Annotated in this window: 8 protein-coding genes; 4 read left to right on the top strand and 4 right to left on the bottom strand. The window is 65.0% G+C overall.

Going from position 1 to position 8,276, the window contains the following annotated elements; all coding sequences use genetic code 11:
• The coding region (locus tag H926_RS27355; protein WP_202804715.1) for a cyanophycinase at positions 1-842 on the bottom strand (842 nt) is incomplete at its 3' end.
• Positions 843-1,046: 204 nt separating this feature from the next.
• On the opposite strand from H926_RS27355, the gene H926_RS0112720 reads away from it, so the two are divergent.
• The gene (locus H926_RS0112720) at positions 1,047-3,842 is read left to right on the top strand and encodes a TonB-dependent siderophore receptor (RefSeq protein WP_022676644.1); all 2,796 of its coding nucleotides are present in this window, start codon (positions 1,047-1,049) and stop codon (positions 3,840-3,842) included.
• A 79-nt stretch (positions 3,843-3,921) separates the two neighbouring features.
• On the opposite strand, the gene H926_RS0112715 is transcribed toward H926_RS0112720, so the two are convergent.
• Together H926_RS0112715 and aroC are read right to left on the bottom strand one after the other, a co-directional pair.
• Positions 3,922-4,176, bottom strand: a complete 255-nt coding sequence (locus tag H926_RS0112715; RefSeq protein ID WP_022676643.1) for a hypothetical protein — start codon at positions 4,174-4,176, stop codon at positions 3,922-3,924.
• 112 nt (positions 4,177-4,288) lie between these two features.
• Positions 4,289-5,380, bottom strand: a complete 1,092-nt coding sequence (aroC, locus tag H926_RS0112710; protein ID WP_022676642.1) for a chorismate synthase — start codon at positions 5,378-5,380, stop codon at positions 4,289-4,291.
• 77 nt (positions 5,381-5,457) lie between these two features.
• On the opposite strand from aroC, the gene H926_RS0112705 reads away from it, so the two are divergent.
• The gene (locus H926_RS0112705) at positions 5,458-5,769 is read left to right on the top strand and encodes an antibiotic biosynthesis monooxygenase (RefSeq protein WP_022676641.1); all 312 of its coding nucleotides are present in this window, start codon (positions 5,458-5,460) and stop codon (positions 5,767-5,769) included.
• Positions 5,766-6,119, top strand: a complete 354-nt coding sequence (locus tag H926_RS0112700) for an arsenate reductase (RefSeq protein ID WP_022676640.1) — start codon at positions 5,766-5,768, stop codon at positions 6,117-6,119. Before H926_RS0112705 ends, H926_RS0112700 begins: the two co-directional genes overlap by 4 nt.
• 1 nt (position 6,120) lies before the next feature.
• Here H926_RS0112700 and ubiG read toward each other — a convergent pair whose 3' ends face one another.
• On the bottom strand, positions 6,121-6,861 hold the full coding sequence (gene ubiG / locus H926_RS0112695; RefSeq protein WP_022676639.1) for a bifunctional 2-polyprenyl-6-hydroxyphenol methylase/3-demethylubiquinol 3-O-methyltransferase UbiG: 741 nt from the start codon (positions 6,859-6,861) through the stop codon (positions 6,121-6,123).
• A 103-nt stretch (positions 6,862-6,964) separates the two neighbouring features.
• Here ubiG and H926_RS0112690 point away from each other — a divergent pair, with 103 nt between their 5' ends.
• Positions 6,965-8,206 (top strand): aspartate kinase, encoded by a 1,242-nt coding sequence (locus tag H926_RS0112690; RefSeq protein ID WP_171792895.1) that lies wholly within the window; start codon positions 6,965-6,967, stop codon positions 8,204-8,206.
• Positions 8,207-8,276 lie beyond the last annotated feature (70 nt).

Raw genomic sequence — 8,276 nt, 5'->3', positions numbered from 1 at the left:
GGCTGGCCTGGCTTGGCACCGGGCGCGCCGACCGGCTGCACCAGCCAGGCATAGGTGCCGGCCGGCCCCTTGAGCCGCGCCTTGCCCGTGCCATCGACGATCAGCGAGGCGCCTTCGTCCACGCCCAGGCCCACGGCGGCCTTGTCGGACGTGGTCGCGCGGGCCTTGGCCACGAAGGCGATCAGGCGGCCGAGACGATCACGCCGGGTGAAATGGGTATCGGTGACGACATGGTCCATGCGCGGCAGGTGTAGGAAATCCTCCACCATCGTCACGCCTTCGCCCAGGGGATCGCGCAAGGCCGGGCCCGAGGTGGCGCTGCCGCCGTCCATCGCGCCATAGACATGCGCGCCCAGGATCGCCAAGCCAGCACTGGTGCCGCCGATCGGGTGCCCGCTGGCAGCCAGCCGGTCGAGCGCGGTGGCCAGCGGCGTGCCCTGCCAGAAGCGCACATAGCGTGCCTGGTCACCCCCGGCGATATAGACGCCATCGGCCTTGGCCACGGCGGCGAGCACGGCCGGGTCGCTTGCCGCCTTGCGATCATCGAACACGAAGGTTTCGACCGAAGTGACGCCGCCGATGCTGTGCATGAACTCATCGCCGGCATCGCCTGCGCCCGATGCCCGCAGCACCACGATATGGCCATGCCCGGCCTGCGCCACGAACCAGCGGAAAGCATCGCTGTCCCATTCGCCACCGCCGGCCAGCAGCAGGCCCGGTGCTACCTTGGCCGGGGTAGGGGCGGCAAGATCACCGATGACATAGCGGGTATAGCCTGCTTCCGAGGCGCCTGCCGCGCCGCTGGCCAGCGCCAGTGCGCCTGCCACTGTGATCAATCCCATGCGCCAGAACTGCATTCCCGTGCCCCTTGATATGCCATCTTTTGCTGTGGTTAGCGTGTAACAGTTGCGATTGATACTGTATTGTTTGGTGAATTATGGTTGCAAATAGGATTTGCTTGTAACCATAAGCCCCTATCGAAGCGCGATCACAGGGGGCTGTCAATAATGCGCATTTCCAGGGTTTGGTTGATTGCGGGTGGTGCCATGAGTGCCTTGGCCGTGGCAGGCGCGGGCCATGCGCAGGAAGCGCCAGCGTCTATCACGCAATTGCCGGTCGCGTCCCAGGCGGACGATACCCCGGCTCCCGAAAGCGCGATCGTCGTGCTGGGCAGCCGCATTCCGCGCGTGGAAATGGAAGGGCCCGCGCCGGTCACCGCCGTGACCGCGCAGGACATCCTGCGCAATGGCTATCAGTCGGTACCCGATCTGCTGCGCGCGCTCACGCAAAATGGCGGCGAAACGCAAAGCCAGCAATCGGGCAATGGCGCGGCCTTCACGCCCGGCGCGCAGCAGGTGGACTTGCGCGGGCTTGGTCCCAACCACACCCTGGTGCTGGTCAACGGGCGGCGGATTGCCGATTTTCCCCTGCCTTTCAACGGGCAGAGCAATTTCACCGACATTTCCAACATTCCCGTCGGCCTGATCGAGCGGGTGGAAGTGTTGAGCGGCAGCGCATCGGCGATCTATGGCTCGGACGCGATTTCGGGCGTGGTCAATTTCCAGCTCAAGAAAAGCGTCGATGGCACGCGGATCGACTATCGCTATGGCGATACGCAGCACGGCGGCGGCGCCTCGCACCGGCTGACCTTGACCACCGGCTGGAATGCCGGCGCGTTTCATGGCGTGATCGGGGTGGAAGGCCTCTATCAAAAGCCGCTGTGGCAATATCAGCGGGCGCGGCAGGATTCGGTGCTGGACGATCCGGTTGGCGGGCTGGCGCGCCGCACATTCCTGCGTACCGATGAATATACCGACTATCTCGATCCCGGCGCGGCGACCTGCGCCAGCCTGTCGGGCCTCAACGGCGGCAGCACGTTCCGCGCCAGCCGCCCGCGCTATGGTGCCGATGGGGGGCCGGGCTATTACTGCGGCTCGAACAGCTCGGTCGCCTATGGCACGATGATTTCGGAGCGCAAATCGGTGAATGCCTTTGGCGCGATCGGGCTCGACCTACCCAATGGCATGGAACTGTTCACCGATTTCCAGGCCAGCTACAGCAAGGTGGCGCTGCTGCCTGATGTGCTGACCTGGTATTACGAAACCGCCGACGGCAACCAGGAGGGCACGTTCTACAACACGCAGATGCCCACCAGCCTCAATCCGACCAAGCTGGACAACTGGTATCGCCAGTTCACGCCCGAGGAAATGGGCGGCCTGCGCAACGGCATGACGCGCAACCGCTCGGTCAGCTTCACGGTCACGCCGGGCCTGCGCGGCAAGTTCGGCAAGAACCAGGCCTGGGCCTATGAGCTGTCGTTCAACCACTCGGAATACCGCAGCAAGGTATCGTTCCCGCAGGTGGTGATCTCCAAGGGCAATGCCTTTTTCCTGGGCCAGCAGCAGGGGGTTGACCCCGATAGCGGCTATGCGGTGTTTTCGGCCGATCCGGCGCGGTTCTATACCCCGCTCACCACATCGCAGTACAATTCGATCACCGAAAACGCGATCTATCACCCGCGTTCCTATACCGATAACCTCGCTTTCAGCCTGACCAACGGCGAAGTCCTGCGCCTGCCGGCAGGGGCCGTGGGCGTGGCGCTGGTGGGCGAATATGGCGGGCAGGGCTATGACCTGCGGCCCGATCCCAAGGCGCTGGAGCACTATTACGTTGGCCTGACCGACAGCGACGGCAAGGGCAGCCGCCGCCACTGGGCGCTGGGCGGCGAACTGCGCGTGCCGGTGCTCTCGTTCCTGCAGCTCTCGGGCGCGGCGCGCTATGACCATTTCCACGTGGTCGACAACAGCTTTGGCAAGGCCACCTGGAACCTGGGGGCAGAACTGCGCCCGACCAGCCGCCTGCTGCTGCGCGGCGCGATGGGCACGGGCTTTCGCGCGCCCGATCTGCACTATGTGTTCTCGGGGAATGGCGACACCCACCCGGATGGCACCGATTACCTGACCTGCCGGCGCGAGAATGCCGGCGCCACCTATAGCCAGTGCGACGATTACGAGGTTGGCATTACCAGCCATCGCAGCGGCAACCGCGCGCTCAAGCCCGAAACCAGCAAGTCGATCAACGCCGGGGTGTTCTGGCAGCCCGATCGCGCGGTCGATCTTTCGGTCGATTACTTCAAGGTCACCCTGGAAAACCAGGTGCTGGATCTCAGCAAGGATGAACTGCTGCGCCGCGAATCCGATTGCGTGCTGGGTGAGACGGTCTCGGGCGCGGCGGTCAACGCCAGTTCACCCACCTGCCTCGATGCCATCGCGCGGGTGCAGCGCTATGCTTCCGGTGCGTTCGCAGGGCAACTCCAGGGGGTTTACGTCAACCCGATCAACGTGGCGCGCGAACAGACCGATGGCATCGACGTGGCGTTCCACTGGCGCGCCTCGGAAATCCAGGGGCTGGGCTTCCTCAGCTTTGCACTGGGGTACACCTATGTGTTCAATCACACGTTCCGCCAGTATGCCGGCGACGCGGTGATCAACAAGCTGGCCTATGACAGCGGTTATGACATCCCGCGTGACAAGGGCACGGCCAGCCTCACCCTGGTCAACGGCAAGTTCACGACCACGCTGCAGGGCCAGATGCTCGGCCGCCTGCCCAATTATGACGAAACGGCGTTCATCAAGCCGACCACCACGTTCAACCTTTCGGCCCAGTACAAAATCACCGACCATGTCCAGGTTTCGGGCACGGTGACCAACCTGTTCGATACCAGCCCCAATGTCGATCGCACTTATGGCAGCTATCCCTATTACGACATCTCGTGGTTCGATGGCGTGGGACGCAGCTTCTATCTACAGCTGACCTGGAAGCTGGGCGGGACGGGGCTTTAACCGGCGAGCCGCGTGCAACAGCGGGCGGCGTGTTGGTACACGCCGCCCGCCTGAATGTGGTCAGGTTTGCGATCCGCGCTTAGCGGCAGATGCGCACGCGTTCGTGGTGGCGCCACACGATGCGGCAATCGCGGGCATAGCCATGGCGCTCCCACCGGCGGTGTTCCCAGCGACGGCTTTCCCAGCCGCGGTTGTTCCAGCCCCGATTGTCCCAGCCGCGGTGATCTCCGCGGTGGCTGTGCTCCCAACCTTGCGGATGCGCCTGCGCGGCAGCGGGGGTAAGCAGCGCGGCGGCCAGGGCCACGCCAGCGATCTTGGTCAGTTTGGCTAGCATCGTGTTCTTCCTGCGTTAGGTCCTCAACGTAGGAAAAAACGTCTGCGCCTTTCAGGATGTTCCCAGTCTGAATGGATCGTATCGGGAGCGTACAGACTTCGCCTGGACCCGTTCAGCCACACTGGCCGCGATGCAGCAGCTTCTGGTCGGCCAGAACCAGCGCCATCATCGCTTCCACCACCGGCACGCCGCGAATGCCCACGCACGGGTCGTGACGGCCCTTGGTGAACAGGTCGGTCGCCTCGCCGTCGCGGGTGATCGTGGGCATGGGGGTTAGGATCGAGGACGTTGGCTTGAACGCCACGCGCACTGTCACCGGCTGGCCGGTGGAAATGCCCCCGGCAATGCCGCCGGCATGGTTGGCCAGGAATTCCGGGCCAGTCACGCGGGTGGGGTTGCCGCCATCGCTGCGCGGGCGCATCGGATCGGCATTGCCTTCGCCGGTATTGGCGGCCGCAGCAAAGCCATCGCCGATTTCTACGCCCTTGACCGCGTTGATGCCCATCATCGCATGGGCGAGTTCGGCGTCCAGCTTGGCATAGAGCGGCGCGCCCCAGCCGGCGGGCACGCCCGTGGCCACGCATTCCACCACCGCGCCCAGCGAAGAGCCGGCCTTGCGCGCCTTGTCCACCAGGGCTTCCCAGCGCGCGGCGGCCTGGGCATCGGGGCAGAAGAACGGATTCTGGCTGATCTGTGCGGCATCGAAATTGGCCATGTCGATGGCGTCGCCACCGATCGCGCTGACCCAGGCCAGGATCGTCACTTCCGGGATCACCAGCCGCGCCACGCCGCCCGCAGCCACGCGTGCGGCGGTTTCGCGTGCCGAAGACCGCCCGCCGCCGCGATAGTCGCGAAAGCCGTACTTGGCATCATAGGCATAGTCGGCATGGCCGGGGCGATAGGCTTTGGCCACCTCGGAATAGTCCTTGGAGCGCTGGTCGGTGTTCTCGATCATCAGGCTGATCGGGGTGCCGGTGGTGCGCCCTTCGAACACACCCGACAGGATCTTCACCTGGTCGGGCTCGTTGCGCTGGGTGGTAAAGCGCGACTGGCCCGGCCGGCGCGCGTCCAGATAGGGTTGGATCATCCCTTCGTCGATCGCCAGCCCCGGCGGGCAGCCATCCACCACGGCGCCCAGCGCCGGCCCATGGCTTTCCCCCCAGGTGGTGAAGCGGAACAGGTGTCCGAAGGAATTGATGCTCATGGGGCCAGCGCTCTGTCTTATGGCGCGGGAAATGTCCACTGGTCGATGGCCGCGCGGCGCACTAAGGCGCTTGGCCCATGTACCTCGTCGTCTTCCGCAACCGCAAGCATGCCGGCATCGATGCCGCCGCTTACGCCGCCGATGCCCAGGCGATGGAAGACCTGGCGCGTCGCCAGCCCGGCTTCCGCAGCTTCAAATCCTATGTCGCCGACGATGGCGAAGTGATCGCCCTGTCGGAATGGGACAGTGAAGCGGCGGCACGTGCCTGGCGCACCCAGGCCGATCACGCGCAGGTGCAAGGTCGCGGCCGGTCTGATTACTACGAAAGCTATACCCTGTTCGCCGGCACCCCCAGCCGCATCCACCATTTCGAGAGGCCCAAGGCATGAGCCTGACCGTCTATGGCATCCCCAACTGCGACACCGTGAAAAAGGCGCGCACCTGGCTTGATGGGCAGGGGCTGGCCTACACCTTCCACGATTACAAGAAGCAGGGCGCCGATGCAGGCCAGGTGGCGCGCTGGGTGGCGCAGGCCGGGCTGGACAAGGTGCTCAACAAGGCCGGCACCACGTTCCGCAAGCTGCCCGAGGAAGACAAGGCCGACCTTACCACCGCCAAGGCCGTGGCCCTGATGGTGGCGCAGCCCTCGCTGATCAAGCGGCCGATCGTGGAGCATCCCGGCGGCCTGCTTGTGGGCTTCAAGCAGGCCGAATGGGAAGCTGCGCTGAGCCCTATGTGACTCAGGCCGGCGTGACCGTGACGATATAGTTGAGCGCCAGATCGTCTGACAGGTGCAGGCCCTTGGCCGGGTTCCAGGCGATGCCTTGCGGGTTGCCCATCTTGAGGCCGGCGGCGTCGAGCAGGTCGTGCAGTTCCAGCGGGGTGATGAAATCGTCCCAGTGGTGCGTGCCGCGCGGTACCATGCCCAGGCGCTCGGCCGCCTCGATCATCAACAGGCGCGAGGCGGGGGTGCGGTTGGGGGTGGACAGCACCATCAACCCGCCTTGGCTCAGCGTTGCTGCCAGCGCCGCCACGAAGGCGGGCTTGTCGGCCACATGCTCGATCACTTCCATCGAGGTGACGAGGTCGAACCCGGCCAGGCCAAGGTCCGCCAGTTCGCCATGGCGATAGTCGATCGCCAGGCCGGCTCCCTCGGCATGGGCGCGCGCGGCCGCGATGTTTTCCGCCGCTGCATCCACTGCGGTGACATCCGCGCCCATGCGGCACAGCGGCTCTGCCAAGAGGCCCGCGCCACAGCCCACATCGAGCGCGCGCTTGCCCGCCAGGGGGCGCAAGGCGCGGGGATCGGCGCCGAAATGCGTATCGATCGCGGCGCGGATGAAGGCCAGGCGCACGGGATTGAGGCGATGGAGCATGGCCGATTGGCCCTTCGGATCCCACCAGTCGGCCGCCAACTTGCCGAAATGGGCGGCTTCTTCCGGGCGGATGGTCTGCGCGTTCAAGGATGTTGCATTGCTCATGCCACCTCCCTAAAGCGCCGCTTTCGCATGGTCCATGGGCTATGCGGGCAAGATTCTTTCTTTTGGCAGGTGGACAGGAGCACAAGCGTTGGCCCGGATCGTGATGAAATTCGGCGGCACCTCGATGGCCGGAACCGAGCGAATCCGCCGCGTCGCGCGGATCGTCCAGCGCCAGCAGGCCGCCGGCCATGAAGTGGCGGTGGTGGTTTCGGCCATGGCCGGGGAAACCGATCGCCTGGTCAACTTCTGCCGCGAAGCCAGCGCGCTCTATGATCCGGCGGAATACGATGTGGTGGTGGCCAGCGGCGAGCAGGTGACCTCGGGCCTTCTGGCCATGCATCTCCAGGCGCTGGGCTGCAAGGCGCGCTCGTGGCTGGGCTGGCAATTGCCGGTGCGCACCGACGATGCTTTCTCCAAGGCGCGCATCGAAGGCATCGATTCGGCCGAACTGCTGGCCAGCATGGGCGCGGGCGAAATCGCCGTGATCCCCGGCTTCCAGGGGCTGACCGAGAGCAACCGCATCACCACGCTGGGCCGTGGCGGATCGGATACCTCTGCCGTGGCCGTGGCCGCCGCGATCGGCGCCGACCGCTGCGATATCTATACCGACGTGGACGGGGTCTATACCACCGACCCGCGCATCGTGGCCAAGGCGCGCAAGCTCAAGGCCGTGACGTACGAAGAAATGCTGGAACTGGCCTCGGTCGGTTCCAAGGTCCTGCAAACCCGCTCCGTCTCGCTTGCGATGAAGGAGAACGTGCGGGTGCAGGTGTTGTCATCCTTCATCGACGACGATGCGCCGGCCGCCGACACCATCCCCGGCACGATGATCGTCGCGGACGAGGAACTGGAAGGGTACGAAATGGAACGCCAGCTGATCACCGGCATCGCCGCCGACAAGAACGAGGCCAAGGTCACTCTCACGCGGATCGCGGATCGCCCCGGCGCCGTCGCCTCGATCTTTGCCCCGCTGGCCGAAGCCAACATCAACGTCGACATGATCATCCAGAACATCGCCAAGGACAAGGGCGAGACGGATGTGACTTTCACCTGCCCGCAGGCCGACCTTGCCCGCACCCAGGCCCTGCTGGAAGAGCGCAAGGACCAGATCGGCTGGTATCGCCTGATCGCCGACAGCAAGGTGGCTAAGGTTTCGGTGGTCGGCGTGGGCATGCGCAGCCACGCCGGCGTCGCCAGCACGATGTTCAAGTCGCTGGCCGATCGCGGCATCAATATCCAGGCTATCTCGACCAGCGAAATCAAGGTTTCGGTGCTGATCGATGCCGACGAGGTGGAACTGGCCGTGCGCATCCTGCACACCGCCTACGGCCTCGACGCCCAGTAACCCGCTAAAAACTAGCCCCCTCCTCTTCAGAGGAGGGGGTTGGGGGTGGTGGAAACCTTCCTCCACCCTA

Source organism: Novosphingobium sp. B-7 (assembly GCF_000410615.1).
Lineage (GTDB): Bacteria > Pseudomonadota > Alphaproteobacteria > Sphingomonadales > Sphingomonadaceae > Novosphingobium > Novosphingobium capsulatum.
The sequence above is the reverse complement of the archived record's forward strand: the minus strand, read 5'-3'. Positions and strand labels throughout refer to the sequence as shown.

Excerpts from the sequence above, each read along its gene's own strand:
- H926_RS0112720 (WP_022676644.1), top strand. The coding sequence starts at position 1,047 with ATGAGTGCCTTGGCCGTGGCAGGCGCGGGCCATGCGCAGGAAGCGCCA.
- H926_RS0112715 (WP_022676643.1), bottom strand. The coding sequence starts at position 4,176 with ATGCTAGCCAAACTGACCAAGATCGCTGGCGTGGCCCTGGCCGCCGCG.
- aroC (WP_022676642.1), bottom strand. The coding sequence starts at position 5,380 with ATGAGCATCAATTCCTTCGGACACCTGTTCCGCTTCACCACCTGGGGG.
- H926_RS0112705 (WP_022676641.1), top strand. The coding sequence starts at position 5,458 with ATGTACCTCGTCGTCTTCCGCAACCGCAAGCATGCCGGCATCGATGCC.
- H926_RS0112700 (WP_022676640.1), top strand. The coding sequence starts at position 5,766 with ATGAGCCTGACCGTCTATGGCATCCCCAACTGCGACACCGTGAAAAAG.
- ubiG (WP_022676639.1), bottom strand. The coding sequence starts at position 6,861 with ATGAGCAATGCAACATCCTTGAACGCGCAGACCATCCGCCCGGAAGAA.
- H926_RS0112690 (WP_171792895.1), top strand. The coding sequence starts at position 6,965 with ATGAAATTCGGCGGCACCTCGATGGCCGGAACCGAGCGAATCCGCCGC.